At 47.7% G+C, this 19,913-nt stretch carries 19 protein-coding genes; 4 read left to right on the top strand and 15 right to left on the bottom strand.

All coding sequences use genetic code 11. The features are described 5' to 3' along the window. Positions 1-17 precede the first annotated feature (17 nt). The 4 genes from PV783_RS27025 to PV783_RS27010 all read right to left on the bottom strand — a co-directional run bounded on the left by PV783_RS27025 (position 18) and on the right by PV783_RS27010 (position 3,429). Positions 18-1,031 carry a glycosyltransferase gene (locus PV783_RS27025; protein ID WP_420990320.1) on the bottom strand — a complete coding sequence of 338 codons (1,014 nt, stop codon included), beginning with the start codon at positions 1,029-1,031 and terminating at the stop codon, positions 18-20. After that, the gene (locus PV783_RS27020; protein ID WP_079470348.1) at positions 1,010-1,621 is read right to left on the bottom strand and encodes a class I SAM-dependent methyltransferase; all 612 of its coding nucleotides are present in this window, start codon (positions 1,619-1,621) and stop codon (positions 1,010-1,012) included. The genes PV783_RS27025 and PV783_RS27020 overlap by 22 nt, the downstream gene beginning before the upstream one ends. A gap of 23 nt (positions 1,622-1,644) precedes the next feature. Then, complete coding sequence (locus PV783_RS27015; RefSeq protein WP_079470347.1) at positions 1,645-2,595, bottom strand: nucleotide-diphospho-sugar transferase; 951 nt, start codon at positions 2,593-2,595, stop codon at positions 1,645-1,647. 75 nt (positions 2,596-2,670) lie between these two features. Further along, complete coding sequence (locus PV783_RS27010) at positions 2,671-3,429, bottom strand: DUF5672 family protein (protein WP_336386810.1); 759 nt, start codon at positions 3,427-3,429, stop codon at positions 2,671-2,673. A gap of 286 nt (positions 3,430-3,715) precedes the next feature. Between PV783_RS27010 and PV783_RS27005 the strand changes: the two genes are divergently transcribed. Both PV783_RS27005 and PV783_RS27000 read left to right on the top strand, forming a co-directional pair. After that, positions 3,716-4,303, top strand: coding sequence for a hypothetical protein (locus tag PV783_RS27005; protein WP_079470345.1), 588 nt, complete (start codon positions 3,716-3,718; stop codon positions 4,301-4,303). A 158-nt stretch (positions 4,304-4,461) separates the two neighbouring features. After that, positions 4,462-6,021, top strand: coding sequence for a L,D-transpeptidase family protein (locus PV783_RS27000; RefSeq protein ID WP_420990319.1), 1,560 nt, complete (start codon positions 4,462-4,464; stop codon positions 6,019-6,021). Between the two features lies 1 nt (position 6,022). Here the strand turns inward: PV783_RS27000 and PV783_RS26995 are convergent, their stop codons facing one another. Further along, a complete protein-coding gene (locus PV783_RS26995; RefSeq protein WP_079470343.1) occupies positions 6,023-6,781 on the bottom strand; it encodes a murein L,D-transpeptidase catalytic domain family protein in 759 nt (252 codons plus the stop codon). Between the two features lie 325 nt (positions 6,782-7,106). On the opposite strand from PV783_RS26995, the gene PV783_RS26990 reads away from it, so the two are divergent. Continuing rightward, complete coding sequence (locus PV783_RS26990) at positions 7,107-7,886, top strand: Fpg/Nei family DNA glycosylase (RefSeq protein WP_079470342.1); 780 nt, start codon at positions 7,107-7,109, stop codon at positions 7,884-7,886. Here PV783_RS26990 and PV783_RS26985 read toward each other — a convergent pair. From PV783_RS26985 to PV783_RS26950, 8 genes are all read right to left on the bottom strand, one after another. Continuing rightward, entirely contained in the window at positions 7,875-8,615 is a 741-nt protein-coding gene (locus PV783_RS26985) for a DUF72 domain-containing protein (RefSeq protein ID WP_420990318.1), read from the bottom strand. The two genes, PV783_RS26990 and PV783_RS26985, sit on opposite strands and share 12 nt — an antisense overlap. A 100-nt stretch (positions 8,616-8,715) precedes the next feature. After that, positions 8,716-9,528 carry an SDR family NAD(P)-dependent oxidoreductase gene (locus PV783_RS26980; RefSeq protein WP_079470340.1) on the bottom strand — a complete coding sequence of 271 codons (813 nt, stop codon included), beginning with the start codon at positions 9,526-9,528 and terminating at the stop codon, positions 8,716-8,718. 13 nt (positions 9,529-9,541) lie between these two features. After that, positions 9,542-10,435, bottom strand: a complete 894-nt coding sequence (locus tag PV783_RS26975; RefSeq protein WP_079470339.1) for a phytanoyl-CoA dioxygenase family protein — start codon at positions 10,433-10,435, stop codon at positions 9,542-9,544. Positions 10,436-10,814: 379 nt separating this feature from the next. After that, entirely contained in the window at positions 10,815-11,408 is a 594-nt protein-coding gene (locus PV783_RS26970) for a nucleotidyltransferase family protein (RefSeq protein ID WP_079470338.1), read from the bottom strand. Then, entirely contained in the window at positions 11,408-12,562 is a 1,155-nt protein-coding gene (locus PV783_RS26965; RefSeq protein ID WP_420990317.1) for an XdhC family protein, read from the bottom strand. Before PV783_RS26965 ends, PV783_RS26970 begins: the two co-directional genes overlap by 1 nt. Then, entirely contained in the window at positions 12,559-14,796 is a 2,238-nt protein-coding gene (locus PV783_RS26960; protein ID WP_079470336.1) for a xanthine dehydrogenase family protein molybdopterin-binding subunit, read from the bottom strand. The genes PV783_RS26965 and PV783_RS26960 overlap by 4 nt, the downstream gene beginning before the upstream one ends. Beyond that, positions 14,793-15,773 carry an FAD binding domain-containing protein gene (locus PV783_RS26955; protein ID WP_079470335.1) on the bottom strand — a complete coding sequence of 327 codons (981 nt, stop codon included), beginning with the start codon at positions 15,771-15,773 and terminating at the stop codon, positions 14,793-14,795. Before PV783_RS26955 ends, PV783_RS26960 begins: the two co-directional genes overlap by 4 nt. Further along, entirely contained in the window at positions 15,770-16,405 is a 636-nt protein-coding gene (locus PV783_RS26950; protein WP_079470334.1) for a (2Fe-2S)-binding protein, read from the bottom strand. The genes PV783_RS26955 and PV783_RS26950 overlap by 4 nt, the downstream gene beginning before the upstream one ends. 189 nt (positions 16,406-16,594) lie before the next feature. On the opposite strand from PV783_RS26950, the gene PV783_RS26945 reads away from it, so the two are divergent. Beyond that, entirely contained in the window at positions 16,595-17,263 is a 669-nt protein-coding gene (locus PV783_RS26945) for an ankyrin repeat domain-containing protein (RefSeq protein ID WP_420990316.1), read from the top strand. A gap of 47 nt (positions 17,264-17,310) precedes the next feature. Here PV783_RS26945 and PV783_RS26940 read toward each other — a convergent pair whose 3' ends face one another. Both PV783_RS26940 and PV783_RS26935 read right to left on the bottom strand, forming a co-directional pair. After that, positions 17,311-18,531, bottom strand: a complete 1,221-nt coding sequence (locus PV783_RS26940) for a tetratricopeptide repeat protein (RefSeq protein ID WP_420990315.1) — start codon at positions 18,529-18,531, stop codon at positions 17,311-17,313. Between the two features lie 225 nt (positions 18,532-18,756). After that, positions 18,757-19,734, bottom strand: coding sequence for a sugar phosphate isomerase/epimerase family protein (locus tag PV783_RS26935; RefSeq protein WP_079470331.1), 978 nt, complete (start codon positions 19,732-19,734; stop codon positions 18,757-18,759). Positions 19,735-19,913 lie beyond the last annotated feature (179 nt).

Raw genomic sequence — 19,913 nt, 5'->3', positions numbered from 1 at the left:
TTATATTTAATTTTAAGCTATTCTACTTTCAGGATCCTGACTATCTGGTTCACCGGTAATGGTACCGGTTTGTTCAGTGCTGCATAGGTTCCTGCGTTGGTGGCGATGAATTCCACGAGATCAAACATTTTGTGTGGATCTTTGCTCCAGCGGGCCCTGATGAATTTCTTCAGGGATTTCCGGGAGAATTTCCACCGCGGCATTATTTTTTGTTCGAGTGTTTTTTTTTGTTCGGGAAATACCTGCAGCAGACAGGTTTCATAACAGATAAACGTGCCATACAGCAAACGTTGCAGGTATTGGCTGTTGGCCCGGCTCTGCGGTATGATGTGCGTGAGTTTCAGCGCTGGAGATACGCCTGCAGCATATCCTTTGCTGATGCAATGCAATACCATTTGTGTGTCTTCCCCGCTGCTGAGTTTATTCCCTTTTCTGCCGGAAGCGGTAAAGCGTCCCTGGCGGGCCAGTTGCACGAATTCTTTCAACAGGGAGGCGGTGGTGCAAAGACCGGTACCAAAAGGATAACAGGATTGCCACGAATTTTCCCGGGCGGTTCGTACTGTTTGTTCTTCCCGCTGCTGAAAGGCCATGCTGGCAAAATGCCTGATGGCGTTATCTACTCCGTCAATGAAATCCACTGTCACTTTACCGGGGCCCCAGGCTGCCACTGCAGGAAATTGTTCGTTTAGTTTTTTCAATTCCTGGAGGTAATCGCTTTCGGGTTCATTGTCGTAGTCAAAATATACGATATAGTTGCCGGCAGCTTTTTCGATGGCCGCCATGCGTGCATAATTTACGCCCTGCTCCGGTACCAGGAGGATGTGCATGCCGGGGATCTTTTCTTCGAATATCTTTATATATGATTGTTGGTGAAGTGGGAGATCGCTGTTGTTATCCACTAAAATCACTTCGGTGGAAATACCGGAGGTATCCAGCTGCCACACGGCTTCCAGGCAACGTTGCAGTATACGTTTATCCGGATTGAACGTGCATATAACCAGTGAATAATCTATCTTTTTTTCCCAATCCATAACGAGTCATATTGCCTGAAAAAATTGAAATGGTTGCCCACCAGGTTTTCGATCACATAAGTAGGACCCAGTTCATCCCGGTCGGGGTAGTAGTCGTGGAAAGCGATGTAGCCGCCTCTTACAACTTTGGAGGCGTACAATTCAAAATCCGATCTGCATCCTGCGATGGAGTGGTCGCCATCGATAAAGAGGAAGTCGATTTTTTGAAAGTCGTTATGCATTTCATACGAATAGCCTTTTTTCACGATGATCTTATCATGAACAGAGAGGCGTTCCATATTTTCCGTAAAGCGTATCAGGAGATCGGTGCTGGCGCCTTTCTCTGCATATTCTTTGCGGCTTTCCTGGTCAAACCCGGCGTCTGCATTGAATGGATCGATGGCATATATTTTTCCTGACCGGAGTCCTTTTGAAATACAGTAGGTGCTTTTTCCCTGCCAGCTGCCAATTTCCACCACTACCGCGTCGCGGCGTAGTTTACGTGCGGTGAGGAACAGTCCCAGTGCCTCCCGTTCGGTGAGCCATCCATCTATTTCGTAATAGGGATGGATCTTTTTCAGGGCAGATCTTTCTATCATTTTTTGAAACATACTGTTGGACGTTTGAAGATGATTTATTTAAAAAGACTTCTTACCCATCGTTTAAACCGTCTTCTCAACAGTTGTTCTTTTTTTACTTTCCGCCATTTCTCTTCGAGCATAAAGTCTTTACTTAAAAAATAATAATCGGCCTGTTTCTCCGGTGTAAAATGCAAAGGATGCACCAGGGGTTTTTCCAGTTGTTCCGCCGGCAGGTTGGCGTGATCTTCCGGAACGTTATATGTATGGGTGGCATCCGGCCTGAACCCTAAGTTGCTGATAAGATTTACGTTGGGTGTAATACATAGTCCGTTCCGGAAAAAGTTAATCAGGTTAAACTGGTAGTCCCAGGAGTCTATTTCTTTTCTTTTTAGTCTTTGAAAGATGTCTATCCAGCCGTCGATCAGGAATTGATCCGTAAAGATATTTTTCAGTACAGCAACGGTTTCCTTTTCGTTGTAGTGCTCGAGGTCGATGTCGTATGCTTCCCATGCCCGCCGCCAGCTTGCCCATCCCCAGATGTGGCTGTATTGTGAGAAATAGTAGCTGCCGTTTCCCCACTTTTTTCCCATCTGCAGATTGGTGCCGGTGATATTCACCATACGTGTATCGTGCCGGTAGCGCGGGAGCAGCTGGTCGCAAAAATAGAAGAAGTCGTTGGTCGGTAAACAATCGTCTTCCAGGATAATGCCTTCTTCTTCCTGTTGGAAAAACCAGGTCACAGCTTCTGCTACGGCTACTTTACAGCCTTTATTTTCTTCACTGAATAATTTGTATACGCTACAGTCCCAATCTACCTGGTCATATATCATCCTTGTTTCCCTGCATAGCTGTGTATCTTTTTCTACGCCGGCCCGTGGTCCGTCTGCTGCGATATATAACTTAGCGGGCCGGGCTTCTCTTACCCGTTCAAATATCTTTAAGGCAGTATCAGGTCGGTTGAAGGATAATAATAAGACAGGAGATTGCACATGATAATTGGCCATACCTGATAAATAGATGTATAGTAAATTTAATAAAATGATGAATGGAAAACAAGCATATACCTGATAAGCGGCTGCTTATACTTTGATATATTCTTTCCAGAAAGGAAATCTGAACCAGGCATGACATCCGAGTGGCAACCGGCCATTATTTAGTTCATACAGCCGTTCCGGATTTACTTCAAAACTGAATACAGCAGCGGTTTCCGGAGGTGCAGTTCTGAAGGACGGTTCCAGGAGGGGAACTACCTGTGTCCAGATCATATCTTCATTAAAATTTTTTCCTGTATAATATTTTTTAAGATGAATGTTAAAAAAGATAGCGTCCTGATCCTGTTTTATCCTTTTCCGTAAAGCGGCACAATTGGCGTAAATGAAATGATAGAATTTCCATCTTAACTTATATCTTCTGAGTAATTTCAGAACCGTCAGACATGACTGTATATTGCGGATAGAAAAACCGGAATTAAGCGCACCGTGGAATGGTGCATCCGGTGTTGCATTCAGGTATCCCTCAAAAACAGGCGCCCCTATAAAATCGAAGTCGAACCCATGATGTTCATGAACTTTAGAGCTAAAGATATAAGCATCCAGTTCGTAGGTCATCATAAATTCGTAGTCAGCAAATTGCTGGTAAAACGGAACCGATAGTTTCATCCTGTTATAATTCCCCAGGGAAGAAAGCCACGACGGTGCAACCGGTTTAAGTTTGAGCCCGGGATGTATTGCCAGGTAGCGATCAATGGGCAGTCCTTCCGGGTAAACAAGGAAACAGTCGAATGCTTTCAGATGCCTGTGGCATGCATGCAGGGACAAAACTTCTTCCTCAGATAGCACAGATTTATGTACAGGTATTATTACACAAAGTTTACGGCGCACTGTCATATTCTAATTATAGGTTATTAAAGAAATGGTTCAGATGACAAAAAGGGATCACATTGTATTTAAACCAACAAGTGACGATTTTGTTTAAGAAAAGGGAGAGAGTTATGGATGGGTGTTTGAACTAAATTATACCATTTTTGTTATTTGTTTTTTTGTATATTGACTAACGTGTAAAGATCCCGTTGCCTCGAATCTCCACATATCATTAATTATATTAAATCATCCAAAATCTTCCTTTATGAAATTATCTTCCCGTCACCTGCCCCTCATGTTTCTGTTTGCTGTAATTCTGGCTTTTGCTGCCTGCTCCAAAGATGGAGATCAGGGCCCTGCCGGAAATCCCGGTCCAGCCGGCCCAGCGGGTCCTGGCGGTCCTGCCGGCCCTGCGGGTCCCAAAGGCGATACCGGTGTGGCGAACGTGATCTACTCGGAGTGGCTCAATGTAGCCTTTGATAGTATCCGGGATGAAAATGGCGTGCCAACCGGCGATGGCTTTATTGGTTCCATCGAAATTCCAAAACTGACCAAAGAAATACTGACCAAGGGCGTTATAAATGTTTACTTTAACCTTGATTCCGCCGATGCGCCTTATATAGTACCTTTGCCTTATGTGGATCCTTACCTGTTTGTAAGTTTCCGCGCTGCTGAAGGAGGAATCATCATCCTGGCCAGTCATGATCTCAGCTCCGGCAATTACCCCGGCGAGAAAGTGATCCAGCAGTTCCGCTACGTGCTGGTTCCCGGCGGCGTTGCTGCCCGCAGTGCCAGTGGAGTGGACTGGAAAAATTATAAGTCTGTACAACAATACCTGGGACTAAAGAATTAGCGCAAATATTTTTTGTGAGAAAGTCCTCCTGCACCCCGCAGGGGGACTTTTTGTTGCGCTATATGCACAGTTTGTTCCGCGGCGGCTACGTCCGCTCTTTTTTTGCCCCGGTAAAAGGGCATCCTGCAACCGGCTTCCTATTTGATAGATGATCAGGTATGAAAAGGCTACTACTGATTGCATTGTTTGCATACATGCTTAATGGCTGCAACTCCCCATCTGCCCCTGCCACGTCTGATGAACACATTAGTCCCCGGAATGCAGGGATTACCCCGGAAAATGCCTACAACGACCTGTTCCTGGACAGCTCGGCTATTGCCGCATTCATCACCGCAGAAAAGCTGAACGATACCATCGCTAACCGGCTACGCAGCTTTTACAATGCGCGTAACTTCGAATTTGCCTGGTTCGACAGTAAGGGGCCGGTAGAACAGGCTGCCGCCTTCCGGAGCCTGTATAATTACAGTAAAGACAGCATCAGCAACCGGGCGCTTGATAGGCGGCTGAATGCCCTTATCGATGAAGACAGCCTGGTAGTGAGCGCTACCGACAAAGAAATTATTAAAACGGAACTGCAGCTTACCTGGCGGCTCATTAACTATTTCAGGGAAACCGGCGGCAGCATCGGTCAGCTGGAGCACATGGTGCCGGGACAGCGTTACGCTGCAATGGAGCTGGCAGATTCCATGCTTAAAACCAATGATAAGATGTTCCCGGCGGTTGCTCCTATGAAAGAGCCGCTCAAAGCCTACCGGGAATATGTTATAAATGGTGGCTGGCAGCCATTGCCCGCAATAAAGAAGGGATTGAAAAGGGGGCAATCATCTCCCGAAATTATAGCTGTAAAGAAACGGTTGCTGATAACCGGGGAGCTGAAGAATAATGACAGCACCGATGTATTTAATGATGAACTGGAAACGGCCGTCAATACATTCCGTAACAGCAACGGATATACGCAAAATGGCGTCTTGAATGATACTGTGATCAATGCGTTAAACATCCCTGCGGAAGAACGGCTGCGGGAGTTGCTGGTAAATATGGAACGCATGAAGTGGATGCCTGTAAAACCGCAGGGGAAGCTGATCCTGGTAAATATACCTGCTTTTATACTGCATGTAACGGACGGGGATAAACGTTTATTTGATATGGATATTGTGGTGGGAAAGGAAGGGCACAGCACTACTATGTTTTCAGGAATGCTGAACCAGGTGGTGTTTAGTCCTTACTGGAATATTCCCCGCAGCATTGTACGGAAGGAGATCCTGCCGGCCATCCAGCGCAACAGGGGATACCTGGCGTCGAAAGGTATGGAGGTTACCGGGCAGGCGAACGGGTTGCCGGTTATCCGTCAGCGGCCGGGGCAGCGTAACGCACTGGGACGGGTGAAGTTCCTGTTCCCGAACAGTTACAATATCTACTTTCATGATACGCCTGAGAAAAGTCTTTTTGAAAGGGATAACCGGGCCTACAGTCATGGTTGTATCCGGCTGAAGGATCCGGTGAAAATGGCGCAGTTTGTCCTGGAGGGCTCACCTCAATGGACCAACGAAAAAATTGATAGTGCTATGAACAGTGGAAAGGAAAAGTTTGTAGCGGTGAAGGATCCGGTGCCGGTGATTATTACCTATTTCACCGCATGGATGGAAGGAGGCAAGTTATACTTTGCCTCCGATGTATATGGGCATGACGCCGTTTTTAAGCAAAAGCTGTTTAAATAGTTTAAGACGCAGTGCTGTCTTTTACGAGGATTTTGGTATGCGCGGAATAATATTTATCCGGGCTGTAAAGAAACAGGCAGGTACCATTCCTGATGCTGCTGATCACTTTACGGTGCACATTTTCGGGGATGGCGGGGCATCCCAGGCTGCGGCCAATATAACCCTGTAACTTGCCAAGGTTATCATTCACATAGTTTGCACTGTGCATTACAATACCCCTGCTGAGGGCGTTATCGTTGATGCCGGCTTCTTCGCCTTCAAGACGGAGGGAGTAGCCATGTTCGCCGTTATAGGTATCGCCGGTAACGTAAAAACCAAGACTGCTTTTAAAGCTGTTCATCTTATTGGAAAACGCGTTGGCGATATCTTTTCCGGAATTCCGGCCATGAGATACGAGGGTGTTGAAAAGTAATAGTTTGTTTTTCAGATCTATTACAAACAAACGCTTTTTGGTACTGGGCAGGGAGAAGTCGATAATAGACAATACATCCGGATTTTTTATCCGTCCGTTTTCCTGCAGGTGCTCGTATCCTACCATCGCATTGTCAAACGCCTCCCTGGAAAGACCAGTAGTATCCAGCCGCATCATGTCGTATAGACTTTCCCGCTGAACCGAGTCAGTTTTTACAGCAGTAGCCGGTTGGGTAGCTGCAGTGGATGTTCCAGCTGTGGTAAGGTTGGTGAAATTTGTAAATAGAAATACGAAAAGACAAATTGTAATAATAAAAATCAACGGTTTAATCACTTGCTTCAATTTCATGTTCACACTCCGTGTTTTATTGGTTTAGAGAAAAGGCATAGGGCACAAATATAGCGATTTTTGTGTTTAAAAAGCCCGCAAAGTCGCGTCTGAGGCCGCTGGGCGATTATTTTAACAGGTTATTCACATACATGAAAAATATGTATAAGTGGCTAATATTGGTTAAATGATGGACAATATCAGCATAAGCTGATCTGTTATGATAATTATCTTTGGTTTATTGTTTCGTAGAAGGAAAAAACTGCCATAAAAAATGGGTCGGTTATTGCTGCCGGCCCTTTATTATTTCCCGCACATTCGTTAACTTATCTTAAAAATATTTATCATGCCTGAATTACCTGATCTGCAAGCCTTCCGGCATAACCTGGAAAAAGCGCTGCTTCATAAAAAACTGAAGTCTGTTACGGTAAAGAATGCGAAGAAATTACATACCAAAGAAGCCGACCTGCAGGCCGCATTGGAAGGGCAGGCATTGGAACACATACAGCGGGTGGGAAAGGAGCTGCATTTTGTATTTAAAAACGGGCATGTGCTGGGTATGCATTTAATGTTGCATGGGAAATTATATTTGTTTGAGAAGAAGAATGAGCAAAAGTATACCATTGTAGAATTGTTGTTTGGAGATGGTACCGGGCTGGCCTTAACGGATTTCCAGGCCGCTGCCAATATCACTCTCGATCCGGAAGAGAAAACTGCGCCGGATGCGATGTCGAAAGACTTCAACGAAAGCTACCTGGCAGCACAGCTGGCAAAGAAGAAAATAACCATTAAAAAATACCTGCTGGATCAGCACAATGTATTGGGGATCGGAAACGCGTATGCAGATGATATTTTATGGGACGCAAAAATTTCACCTTTTTCTATCGCTAATAAAATACCGGCCCCAAAGATCAAAGCGCTGTTGAAATCAGTAAAAAAGATCCTGGAAGGAGCGGAAAAGAAAATCCTGAAAAGTAATCCTGATATCATTAATGGCGAGGTCCGCGATTTTATGCTGGTGCATAACTCCAAATTAACCGAAAGCCCCGGTGGCGCTCCTATTAAGAAGGACACCGGTGGTGGCCGGAAAACTTATTATACAGACGAACAGGAGCTATTTGAGTAGCGCCATCAATTGTTGTGCATTTTGTAAAGCATAACCGTGCCCGTCGTTGTTAAAAAATGCCCAGATAGTATGTTTGTCCTGTTGCCACTCTTTGAATTTCCCCGCATAGGTATCCATTGTTTTTTCGGGATATAATTGATCGTACCTGCCGTCTGGCCCGTGGAAGCGGACATAGATATGTTTTGCGGTAATGGTTTCTGCAAACGGCCACCGGCGCCCTGATAGTGCAATCACCCAGGCAATTTTGTATTGCTGTAGCAAAGCAGTGGCTTCATCAGAAAGCCAGCTTTGGTGCCGCGCTTCCAATGCGAAGTGATAACCGGGATAGTTTTTTGTAAGTACTTTGAAGAAGTGATCTGCTCTTTCTGCCTCAAAAGCGGCTGTTGGCGGCAACTGGATGAGTACGGGGCCCAGGTGTTTTATGAAGGGATCGAAGAGGTCAAAGAATTTGGGTAGAGATTCTTCGGGGTCCAGTAATCTTTTTACATGGGTGATATACCTGCTGATTTTCGGGCAAAAATAAAAACGTGTAGGTACCTTTTCTACCCAGGCTTTTACTGTAGCCGGTTTGGGCAGGTGATAAAAGCTGGTGTTTATTTCTGTTACCTTAAATTTTTTTGCATACCAGGGGAGATAGTCAACGGGTTTTAATCCTGTTGGATAGAATATTTCGCGCCAATGCCTGTAGCTCCAGCCGGATGTGCCGATATGAATGCCTGCAGTTGCCATTCGTTTTTTTGAATAGAAGTGCTGCAAATGTTGTTCCCATATACATAAGAAAGCGGCACCAGGTATGATGCAGCTTTCTCATATAAGCAGGGGTTGTATTTCAGGCAGTGAGTGCTACGGTGCTGGTTTCTTTCTCTTTTGGTTCATAGATACCCGCGGCAATTTTCTCCACAAATAATTTGGGGAAGAATTTTGGCAGCCAGGCATTCAGTTTATTGGTGAAGCCGGGAACGATTTCTGCTTTGCCTTTGAAGAGGCCGTCTACCGCAATTCTGGCGACTTTTTCCGGCGTCATATTGAAGCGGTTGGCAACGTTACGGGTGTAGTCGCCCATGCGCGCCCGGTTTACGAAATCCGTGTCGGTGCTGCCGGGACTCAGGGCACTGACCGATATGGGGGAGTGCCTGAGTTCATACCGGAGTCCGCGTGTAAAGGAAAGCGCAAAGGCTTTTGTAGACGCGTAAATATTGAGATATGGAACGGTTTGATAGGCTGTTGTGCTGGCGAGGTTGAGCAGGTACGCTTTTGGAAACTGCCGCAGCACTGGTATATAGGCATAGGATAACCCTACCTGTGCCCTGATATTTACATCAATGATGTTGAACTGTTCCTGTAGGGTGAGTTGCTCAAATGGTCCGTTGATACCATAACCGGCGTTATTCACCACTACGGAAAGCGAATGATGCCAGGTGCTGCTCCAACCGGTAACATTTGATAAAGCATCGGGGGCCGACAGATCCTGGTGCAACGTATGTACGTTCACGTGATATTGCGCCGCAAGTGTTTCTGCTGTAGCAGCGAGGCTTTTTTCATCTATATCTACCAGCAGCAAATGATAATTCCTTTCCGCCAGTTGTGCAGCGATGGCTTTTCCTATTCCTTTTGCTGCGCCGGTTATTAATGCGTATGACATCGGATTATATTTTTTAGAGAGATGGAGTGTTTACTTCCGCAAGGCTTTCTGACCGGGCTTTTACATTCACCCACTGTGGTCTGCCACCGTACAGATGTTGTTTCAGATGTGCCAGTTTGTGATAAAAAGGAGTAGGACTGGCAGCCGTTTTAGGCTGGTAAGCGCCGGTGATGATGGGAATATACATCACTCTTCTGCGGCTTTTTTCGCCAGTGTAGGGCGACTGCTGCACGCGGTGCCAGAGGCGCCCGTCGTGAACCGTGAGATCGCCGGCTTCAATATCAAAGCCTACTTCTTTTTCATCGGGGTTATTGTCTATGAAGTATTTCTTTCTGAATAGCAGTTTTAATATTCCCTGCTCATGTGTGCCGGGCAATACTCTGAGGCCGCCATTGTCCAGCGGGCAATCATCGAGGTGAATGCCTACATTGAGCATCGGCAGGATGCGTGAGCCCAGGAACAGATCGCGGGGGCTGTCGGTGTGCCAGCCGAGTTGTTTAAACTGGCTGTCCGTAGTGTTTACGTAGTGGTTTACTACCAGTCCGTCTTTTTCGTTTTCACCGATCCTGCCGGAGTAGGGGCCCAGCAAAGCAGTGAGTGTTTGCAGTCTTTTGTCTTTTAACAGTTCCCGCAATGCGTTACTATAGTGTGATGCGAAGGCGATGCGCTGGATCAGCGGGCTGCCGTCCACGTCTGTACCGAATTTGAGCGGAATACCATTTACTTTCTGAATGTTATTCCGGATCAGAAGTTCCTGTACACGTTGTACTTCTTCATGCACAGTAGCAAGTGCATTTTTATCGAGGAAGTTTTTAAACTGTATGATGCCATAGGTGCGAAACCAGGCAAGGTGCGCTGCAGTTACTCCCCCGGCGAGAGAGAATACGGGTTGGTTGGTCGTTTTCATGACGAAAATTTTTGTTGACAGTGTTAAATCAGTTGTTGAAATAGAAAATACTATCGCGGCAATTGGTGGGGTGGCCGCAGAGGGGAGTGGGTGTTAACAACAACAATATGATGCCGCTATTGTGAGGCGGTTGGTTGAGGCGCTTATCGGGCGCGGGTTTCGATGACGTTGATCTGTGTTCATGGTGAGTATGATTTTTATTAGTCTACCAATCTTGTAGACAAATATAAGCATGTCATTTTATTTACCAAAAAAATTTTTCAGGAAAAAGCAAAGAATATCTCATCAGGATCCTGTAATACAGGACCATGAAGGTTTTCAGGGGAGGCGACAGGAAGGGAATATGCCGTTGCGGGGAGAAGCCCCTGTAAAAGGTGGTTTATTTTGTGCTGGTAAGCAGTTGTTCATAGTCGCCATTGGTATCTATATCCACTGCTCCCTGTGGAAAATCGACCGTAGCCACCTGCTCCGGATGTTGCAACAATATTTTCTTTGCGCCTTCCTGCCCATTGAGTGCCAGCAGTTGTGGAAAAAAAGATTTACCAAAAAGCGCCGGCGTACCGGTGGAATTGCCATAGGTGCAGGCTACAATCGCTTTGCCGGAGGAGTTTTTCAGCGCAAACATTTCTTCCAGCAGCGCGGTGGTAATAAAAGGCTGATCGCATAGCAGCAGCAGTGCATTGCTCACGTGAGGGGCTATACGCAGCAGGTGCTGTAACCCGGTGTGGATGGAGCCGCCCATACCGGCAGGCCAGTTTGGATTTACAACAGTATGTACTTTTTCAGACACCAGTTGTTCCCTGATTTGAGTGGCAAAGGCGCCCAGCACTACTACGGTGGGCATATCGCACTGACGGGCCGTGTGTACTACGTTTTGCAGCAGGCTTTTGTTTTGGAAGGGGAGTTGTTGTTTGGGTGTTCCCAGTCGTTTAGAGGCGCCGGCGGCCAGGATGATGATACCAGTTGTTTCCATTATAGTTGTTGTTGATGTATGATCTGTTGTTCGCGGGAATGGATAGCCGTTGTTTTTTCCCGCAGTGATGTAGCGGCAGCGGCAGACAGTACGGATTTTATTTCACTGATAACGGACAAGGCAATTTCCTCTGATGTTTCAGCGCCCAGGTCCAATCCTGCTGGTCCGTGTATGCGTTCCCGTTGTAGCGGGGAAATGCAGATGCCGTTTTCCGCCAGCTCGTCGAGCATACGCTGTAGTTTTTTTGCAGGCCCCAGCACGCCTATGTAGGGCAACGGCAGCGGGAGCAGTTGCGCCAGCAGGGCAAGATCGTAATTGTAATTGTGAGTCATCAGTACTGCCACGGTATATTGATCTGTTTGCACCTGTGGAAGTACCTGTACGGGTTTGGCGGTGATCACCTGCGTGGCTTCCGGAAAACGCATGGTGGTGGCGTAACCGGGACGGCCATCAATAACGGTAGTGTGCCATCCGAGCAATGCTGCCATTTTCACCAGCGGGATTACATCGTTGCCTGCACCTGCAATTAATAGCTGTGGCGCCGGCGGAATGTAGGCCGTATGTGTCGTGTAGTCGTTGCCGGTAGAGACGTATGTTTTTGTAAAAGAAGTGCGGGTTTGCAAAGCCTGATGTGCATCGGCAGTGATGGCGTTTTGCAGCTGAGCATCGGTGATGCAGTGATGCAACTGACCATTGGCGGTGAGCACCAGGCAGGTACCGGGTTGCGGCGCTTTGCGCTGGCGCAGCGTAAACAGGGTAACCAGTACAGCAGGCGTACGATGGGAAGTTATTTCCTGCAGCATAGCCACGGGGTTGCCCGGATCTTCTGCATTCACGGGTTCCAGCAGTATATGAATGATACCGTTGCATCCAAGTCCTACGCCGAGTTTGGCATCGTCTTCATCGTTGGTATCGTAAGTCACCAGCATGGGCCGTTGCTGCATCATTACCAGCTGCGCTTTACGCAGGGCGTCCCCTTCGAGGCAACCGCCGCTGATGGCGCCGGTGAGCATACCGGTTTCTGTAACCAGCATCCTTGCGCCTGGCTGGCGGTAAGCAGAGCCTTCCACATGTACTACCGTAGCCAGCGCCGTTTTTATTCCCTGGCGGCAGGCAGCGTGGTATGACTTTACAATGTCTTCCAGTTCTTTCATGTACTCATTTTATTTTCCAGCTTCCATTGCTGATATCCTTTCTCATCCAGTACTTTATCCGGGGTGATGGGCAGGTCGCGTACCCGCTTACCGGTGGCGTGGTATACGGCATTGGAAACTGCGGCGGCAAAGCCGATCAGCGCTATTTCTCCCATGCCTTTTGAGCCCATCGGGTTAATGTAAGGATCTTTCTTGTTAATAAAATATACATCGGTAGGTGGCGTATCTGCATTTACCGGAACGTGATAGTCTGCATAGTTATTGTTTACAAAACGTCCGAAACGGTGATCCATAACCGCTTCTTCAGTGAGCGCCATACCGATGCCGCCTACTACGCCGCCGATCATCTGGCTGCGGGCTGTTTTGGCGTTTACAATGGTACCTGCATCTGCCACACTTACAATATGTTTTATACGAACCACGCCGGTAGCCGGATGTACATGTACTTTGGTAAAATGCACAGAGAAAGAATACATGGAATATTTTTTTCTTTCTTCCCCGCTTTGTGAAGTGGCTACTACATTTACTTCCGGTAACTGTTGTTGTTGTAAGATAGTTTCGTAAGATATTTTTTCAGATTGCCCGGCTCTCAGCAGTTGTCCATCTTCAAAAATAATTGTTTCCGGAGCAGCATTTTTAAAAGCCGGTACATGGCTGATTGCAAGACCCGCCAGCTTCTGCTGCAATGCCTTACAGGCGTCTGTTACCGCGCTGCCTAAAGTAGACACGGTAGAAGACCCGCCTTGCTGGGGTGCAAACGGGTAGGCAGATTCGCCGAGCATGAATTTTATTTTTGCCGGCGCTATGCCGGTTACATCTGCAGCTATCTGTACCATTGCGGTAGCAGTACCCGGGCCAATATCGGCGGCAGCACTCTGCAGGATGAGTGAACCATCTGCTTTTAGTGTAGCCGATACCGTAGCTTTGCCGCGGAATGCGCCAAAGGTGCCGCTGCTCATGCCATAGCCTACCAGCATACCATCTTCCTGCATACTGCGGGGAGCGGCTTTCCGGTTCGACCATCCAATTTTCTCCGCTCCCAGCTGGTAAGCTTCCTTGAGGTATTTACTGGAGAAAGGGAGATCTTTTTCAGGGTCGGTGTCCGCATGGTTCAGCACCCGGAGTTCCAGCGGATCGATGTTGAGTTTATAAGACAGTTCATCAATGGCCGACTCCAGTGCAAATGCGCCGGTAGCTTCGCCGGGGCCCCGCATCCAGATGGGCGTGCTGATATTAAGCGGTACCAGTTTGTACCGGGTAGTTACATTGGGGCAGGCATACATGAATTTGCTCATGGATACAATGCCTTCTGTAAAATCCTCGTAGGGAGACGTAACGGCTACTGCTTCATGGGTGATGCCGGTGAGCTTACCATCGGCAGTGGCGCCCAGGCTTAATCGTTGTACGGCGTTAGGCCGGTAGCCTACCAATGTAAACATCTGGTCGCGTGTGATCACCAGTTTTACTGGTTTGCGTACTTTCTTTGCAGCCACTATGGTGGCTATTTCCAGCGGCCATACACGTAACGCCATACCAAATCCGCCGCCCACAAACTGCGAATGCACAGTGATATTCTGTTCCGGTATCTGGAATAGTCTTTTGATGGTATCCTGCACATTTTTTACTCCCTGCGTTTTGGCGTAGAGCACCAGTGTGTCCGGCGTATCCCAGTGGGCAATGATGCCGGCCAGTTCCATTGGGTTATGTACTTCCAGCGGAAGGCTATAGGTGGCGTCAATGGTAACAGGCGCTTTTTTCCAGGCATCTGCTTCCCCGCGTGTATAGTCTTTCATCCGGTTATTCTGAAAGGCTTTACCCATATTGGCATTCATATCGGTGTAATGCGTTTCCTGGTTGTATTGTACTTCCACGAGGGAAGCAGCATGTACAGCGCGTTCCATCGTGTTGGCCAATACGATGGCTACCGGCTGCCCGTTGGAGTAGATGCGGTTGTCTTTGAATATTTTGAGTCCGTCTTTCGCATTGGGATCGGAATTTTTATATCCCGGTACCGGCGGGGCGTTGAGATGTGATATTACATCCTGCACGCCGGGGGCTCTGAGCGCTTTGGTAGTATTGATGCTTTTAATGGTACCGTTGCTGATGGAGCTGCATACCAGTGCGGCATACAGCAGTTCCGGCAGTTGGTGGTCTGCGAAATATTTTGCGCCGCCGGTTACTTTCAGGCGGCCATCCACACGGTCCATCGACTGTCCTGTTTGTTGCTTTTTCATACGCTGGCAGCTTTAAGTAAGGCGGTTTGAATACTGTTGACTGATAAACCTGTTTTAAATTGGTTATGCGTGTATGCTTTGGCAGATTGCAATGCAATGTCTGCCGCATGGCGGAAATTTTCTTCCGTAGGCGCTTTGCCGGCCAATGCTTTCTCGGCATCGTACAGTCGCCAGGGTTTATGCGCTACGCCGCCCATTGCCAGCCGGGCGCTCCGGATTACATTATTGCTGATGTCCAGCGCTGCGGCTACAGATACCAGTGCAAATGCGTATGAGGCGCGGTCGCGTACCTTCAGGTAGTATACATTTTTCGTGTAGGCGTTAGCGGGAATTTCCACGGCTGTAATCAGTTCTCCTTTTGCGAGGTTGTTATCCAGCTGCGGGGTATTGCCCGGGAGGCGGTGAAAATCTGTAAAAGGAATGCGGCGGTTACCTTTCGGGCCGGTTACCAGTACGGTCGCATCCAGTGCGGCAAGTGCCACGCACATATCGCTGGGGTGTACGGCAATGCAGCTTTCGCTGGCGCCAAAGATGGCATGCATACGGTTGATGCCGCCAATAGCGCCACAGCCGCTGTTGGGGCTGCGTTTATTGCAGGGCATGGTAGTATCATAAAAATAAGTGCAGCGGGTACGTTGCATCATATTGCCGCCTACGGTAGCCATATTGCGGAGTTGCTGTGAAGCGCCTGCCAGTAAAGCCTGCGACAGCAGCGGATGATGCGTGGTAACCAGTTCATGTGCGGCCAGTTCACTGTTAAGCGCCAGGGCGCCTATATGCAGCGTGTTACCATTTAACTGGATATCTTTTAACGGCAAACGGTTAATGTCTACCAGTTTTTCCGGGATCACCACGCCGCTTTTCATCAGGTCCAGCAGGTTGGTGCCGCCGGCGATGAAACGGGCAGTGTTATCTTTTGCCACCGCGTCGATAGCTGCCTTCAGGCTCGCGGGGCGTACGTAGGAGAATTGGTTCATACTGTTTTCCCTCCCTGTTTTACTTCCGTAATGGCGTGAACGATATTGTCGTATGCACCGCAGCGGCAGATATTTCCACTCATAAATTCTCTTATTTCTTCGGGGGAACCGGCATGGCCTTCACGGATGCAGGCTACGGCCGACATGATTTGCCCGGGCGTACAATAACCACACTGGAAGCCATCGTGCTTAATAAAGGCTTCCTGTACCGGATGCAGTTGTTCGCCGTTGGCGAGGCCCTCAATGGTCGTGATTTTTTTGCCTTCCTGCATAACGGCGAGCGTGAGACAGGAATTAATGCGGTGGCCGTTTACATGCACCGTACAGGCGCCGCACTGGCCATGATCGCAGCCTTTTTTGGTGCCGGTAAGATTCAGTTGTTCCCGGAGAAGGTCCAGCAATGTAACACGGGGTTCTACAGAAACCTCTATTTTCTTCCCGTTTATTTCCATGCTTACCGGCATTTTTTCAAAGATGCCTGCAATGGCTTCATCGTGCTGAGCCGCTTTTATTACCAGCGGGGGAGTGAGCGCCAGTGCCATCATAGCGGAAGATTGTTTCAGGAAGTCGCGGCGGGCTTCATGTTTTTCCTTCCTGTGCGGATAGTGTTGTTGGTCGTTTTCCTGTGGCATTTTCTACCAGATTTAATCACTAATAAGTTAGGAAATAAATCCGGTATTTTGCTTTTAAAATAGATGAACGGATATATCTTTTTTACCGGGCGGAAGAAGACAGGTAGTTTTAATTAGTCCTGTTTTATGCATGAATAACACCATTGATCACGGCTACGGTGCTTTATTTTCGTGTAACAAACCTCCATAATGCGATTAACTTTATTACTGGGCCTGCTCTGGATCATACATCCGGCCTGCGCACAAAAAGAAAAGGAGACGATGATACGTGATAATACAATTTTCAAAGCGGTAGCCGGAAACGACACCAGCGCCATTAAAGCAGCTATAGCCAGGGGCGAACAGCTGGAGGCAAAAGATGCACAGGGACGCACGCCATTAATGGTGGCTACCTATCATCATCACACTGCTGCCGCGAAATTATTGACGGCTGCCGGCGCCAATGTAAATGCGCAGGATCAGCTGTTAAACTCGCCCTTCCTGTATGCCGGTGCTGAAGGTTATACGGATATGGTACAACTATACATGCCCGGAGCAGATTATAAAGTATATAACCGCTACGGCGGCTCTGCGCTGATTCCTGCCTGTGAGCGTGCGCATCTTGAAGTAATAGCGGTATTGCTGGCGGATAAAAATTTCCCGGTGGATCACATCAACCGCCTGGGCTGGACCGCCCTCCTGGAGGCCGTGATATTAGGCCAGGGTGGCGCCGCGCATCAGCAGGTGGTAAAAATGCTGATTGCTGCGGGCGCCAATGTGAATATAGCGGACAAAGACGGCGTAACGCCTTTGCAACATGCACTGAAAAGAAATTATAAAGAGATCGTACAAATGCTGCAACAGGCAGGCGCCAGGTAGTTTTATGCTTCAGATCTTTTAATATCCGCCAGCAGGCGCGATGATAATCACCCGCCGTTTTTTAGATGTGAAAGCCACTGTTGCGCAAATTCATTTCCCGGTTCCAGTTGCAGCAGGTGTTCAAAAGAGGCAATGGCTTCCGGGATCCGTTCCATATGATAAAAGAGTACTGCCCGGTTCAGATGTACATATGGATTTTCGGGTGCAATGGCCAGCGCTTCGTTATAAACGGCCAGCGCCTGATCGTATTGTTCCAGCAACATCAGTATGGAGCCTTTGTTCATGAGCAGCGGCGGCTGGCCGGGCGACAACTCCAGTCCTTTATCAGCGTACACTAATCCTTGTTGCAGGCGTTCATAAACGCTTCGCTGTGTGGCTTCATTGGGGCCACTGTCTTCCATATGCGTGATGGCCGCATTGGCATCCTGGAGGATCTGCACTACCTGTTGCTCGTACCAGGCGGCGCTTTTATCCACCTGTTCTGTAAATGGTACGGCTTCGAGGTCTATTTCTTCTTCTACTTCTTCCTGCGCTGTTGCAGGCATCTTATCTGCTGCAGGGGCGTACCACCACTTACAGAATTTCCCCAGCTCACCACCTACGGGCAGTTCATCTGCCGGAGGCAATCCTTCATCCGGGATGGCATCATTGGCTACTACCAGTTCCAGTATGGCTTCCAGCGCTTTATAATGAATGGGTTCACCTTCCTGTTCTGCTTCCATTACCAGGTAAGGAAGGAACTGATACCACAGGCCCAGCACGTCTTTATCTTTTTGTTCCCCGGCGGCTTCTGCCACTTCGTGCGCCAGCGGGAAAGTGTCCATCTTTTCCGGCGCTATGGCGTCATCGCCGGTGAGGGTGCCATTGGCTACCATAGCCGCCCAGAGCGCGGAGCCGGCATCGCAGTATAAAATATAGGATTGAGTGGCGAAATCGAAGTTAGCGTAACCCGCTACAGGATTGGTTTCCTGGTTCCATTCAGCAGTGGGTTCTTCATAAATGAAGCTAAACTTTTTACTGGCAGCCAATGCATCAAACCAGGCAGCATGCGCGGCATAAGCCGGATGCGCAGTAACGGGAAAGGTATATACGAAATGATGTTTGATTAATACATCCATTACCCGGAAATGGGTAAACCCGGTATCGTATTGCTGTTGTAATTTGTACAGATTAAAAAAGAGGCTCCTGCGATCCAGTCCTTCTTCCTGGCTTTTATCCAGGCAAAGAACAGATAGTTCCACCAATGTTTCAATTTCATGCATCGCCATATGTTAGTTGCTTTGGTGCAAAACTACGCGAATTTTGTCTTTTTCAGGATTAGGCTGATTATACTGATTGAGGGATTTGATCACTTTTGATTTTAAAAGATAAAGGGAGATATAAGCGAATACCCGCTTGTATCTCCCTTTATCTTTTAAAATCATTTATAAAATCCAAAAAGTAAAATCCCTCAATCAGTATAATCAGTCTAATCCTGAAAAAGACAAACTCCGTTATTTCAGCAAAACGTTCTTCACGTATTTATAACTCTGCGTTACGCTGTCGAATGGATCGATAGTGATTTTATCCTGCTCTACGAAGAGATGTTTTACACCGGCAAGTTTTGCCTGGGCAAATATTTTGGAGAAGTTGATGCTGCCGGTTCCTACTTCTGCAAAAGTAACTCCGGAGAGCAGCTCCATAGAGGTTTTGTTTTCTGTGCCGCTGGCGGTAAGACTGGCTGTATTGGCTTTGTCCATGTCTTTCACATGCCAGGCTACAAATCTGCCGGGTGCTTCTTTAAACAGGGTGATTGGATCACGACCGGATTTTACCGCCCAGAAAAGATCCAGTTCAAAGGCAACGAGTGCGGGATCTGTTTCTTTCAGCATGATTTCATAACCAGTGCTGTTGCTGTCTGCCAGCGGTTTGAATTCCCAGTAGTGGTTATGATAACCGATCTTCAGGTTTGCTTTTTTACATTGTTCACCGGCTTTATTCAGTTGTTCGGCCATGAACTTATAATCGTCAGCGCCCAGTTTCTTATCCCAGAGGGAGAGGGGGAGTACCGGAACGATAAAATATTGTTGTCCGAGTGCAGCAGCCAGGTCGATCTGTGGCTGCAGCGCATCCGCATTGCCATTGCCTTTGGTCAGGTAATCGTTGAGCTGATAATGGCCGCTGGGTGTACTAAGCTGGTGTTGTTTCAATACAGCATTCAGTTCGGCGGGCTTCAGTCCCCAGAATTCTCCTTTATCGTCTGCACCCTGGAAGCCGTAAAAAGTTTCTACTTCTTTGTAGCCGATACCTGCTACTTTGGCCAGCGTACCTTTAGGATCCTTGGCCAGCTGGTCGCGGAGGGTATACAGCTGCAAACCTATTTTCTTTGGGAGCGCTTTGTTGCCGGTCATGGCGGCCAAAGCACCGGGCAACATCATACCTGCGGCTATCAGCCCGGTTTGTTGTATGAATGAACGTCTCGACGTATGCATGGTAATTATGTTTGGAACGTGGGTAAATGTGTAACTACTGAAGTGGTTACGCAGAGCAATTTAATAAAACGATTTTATCTTGTTGAAATTTTTTAAAAAGAATTACGGGAGATAATACTTTTTTGCAGAAACGGGTATAATAGTACAATGAAATGTGTGCTTTTAATAACGCAGATGTC

Source organism: Chitinophaga sp. CC14 (genome assembly GCF_048957795.1).
In the GTDB taxonomy this organism is placed as follows: domain Bacteria; phylum Bacteroidota; class Bacteroidia; order Chitinophagales; family Chitinophagaceae; genus Chitinophaga; species Chitinophaga ginsengisegetis.
This window is presented reverse-complemented; position numbering and strand designations above follow the sequence as displayed.